Below are 1,285 nucleotides of genomic sequence, written 5' to 3'. Positions count from 1 at the left end.
TGGACCTCCTCATAAAAGTGGACAGTAGCTTCTGATTAGGCTGCCGGATTAGATTTCATTTTTGCTTCATAAGCTTGACGGACGGTGAGTCCTTTCAAAGTTGTATGTAACCGCTTAGTGTTGTACCAGCCTTCTATGTACTCAAAGATAGTACACCAGGCATGGTGCTTGTTTTTGAACTCATGGCGATCAATGCATTCTGTTTTGATCGTTTTAAAGAATGACTCCGCTACAGCATTGTCCCAGCAGTTGCCCTTTCGAGACATGCTCTGCACCGCACCGATGGCAGATATTTCTTCTCGCATACGACCACAGGTATATTGAACTCCACGATCAGAGTGAAAGATGAGTTCTTCTTTGGGCTTTCGATTAGCTACAGCTTTTTGTAGAGCTGCTACAGTTGTATTCTCTGCTGTCATGTCATCGCTTATGACCCAGCCAACGATAGCACGATCAGCCAAGTCAAGTATAATGGTGAGGTAAAACCAGCGACGATTGACTTCAAAGTAACTGATGTCACTAACCCATTTTGTGGCTGGTAGTTCGGCCTCAAAATCACGATTTAGTACGTTATCAGCTACTGGATTATCGTCATCTGATTGGGTTGTCCGCACCCAGCGCTTAGATCTCTTAGGGCTAATTCCAAGCCTATTCATTCTGCGGGCCACCGTAGGCTCCGAAGTTTTAACACCTTGATTGATAAGGTCTTGAGTAACTCTAGGACTACCGTAAGTTTGGTGACTGGCTTCAAATGAAACTAGGATCGCTCTGTCTAAAGCATCTTCTACGTAAGTAGAGGGAGCTCCTCTTTGAAGCCAATTATAATAGCCACTACGACTGACACCCAATACGATAGACATCTTTAGGACAGGAAATTCATGGGCGTAATCTTTCATGAATTGGTAGATTTCTTGTCTGCTTTTGAAAAGATGCCGATTGCTTTTTTTAAGATGTCGCGTTCTAATTGCATCTCACGAAGTTGCCGCTCAAGACTTGCTATCTTTCGCTCCTCATCGCTCATTATCTTGATTCCCTGACCTTGTGCTTGAAGGCCATGTTCTTCTCGAAATTCGCGCCGCCATCTTGACAAGGTATTGGCCGAGATTCCATAGCGATCAGCTAAGTCTGCTACTTGGTGATCTGGTTCGAAGCTCTGCTTGACTATCTCAAGGCGTTCTTCTTTGGTAAATTTCTTCCTGATTTTCGACATTGGATCGAGTTGAGTAGTTTAAAGGTAGCAACCTATTCAATCAGAAGTCACTGTCTACTTTCGTGAGGAGCTCCA

The 1,285-nt window shown here is 44.0% G+C and carries 2 protein-coding genes; both read right to left on the bottom strand.

Features of this window, described 5'->3' with window-relative positions:
• Positions 1–35 precede the first annotated feature (35 nt).
• Entirely contained in the window at positions 36–896 is an 861-nt protein-coding gene (locus BM123_RS23750; protein ID WP_090173629.1) for an IS3 family transposase, read from the bottom strand.
• Positions 893–1,210, bottom strand: coding sequence for a transposase (locus BM123_RS23745; RefSeq protein ID WP_090173627.1), 318 nt, complete (start codon positions 1,208–1,210; stop codon positions 893–895). The genes BM123_RS23750 and BM123_RS23745 overlap by 4 nt, the downstream gene beginning before the upstream one ends.
• Between the last annotated feature and the right edge of the window lie 75 nt (positions 1,211–1,285).

It is taken from the genome of Neolewinella agarilytica (assembly GCF_900110645.1).
Taxonomy (GTDB): domain Bacteria; phylum Bacteroidota; class Bacteroidia; order Chitinophagales; family Saprospiraceae; genus Neolewinella; species Neolewinella agarilytica.
The sequence above is the reverse complement of the archived record's forward strand: the minus strand, read 5'-3'. Positions and strand labels throughout refer to the sequence as shown.

What these genes read in the sequence shown, in the direction of transcription:
- BM123_RS23745 (WP_090173627.1), bottom strand. Translation starts at nt 1,210, where the DNA reads ATGTCGAAAATCAGGAAGAAATTTACCAAAGAAGAACGCCTTGAGATA.
- BM123_RS23750 (WP_090173629.1), bottom strand. Translation starts at nt 896, where the DNA reads ATGAAAGATTACGCCCATGAATTTCCTGTCCTAAAGATGTCTATCGTA.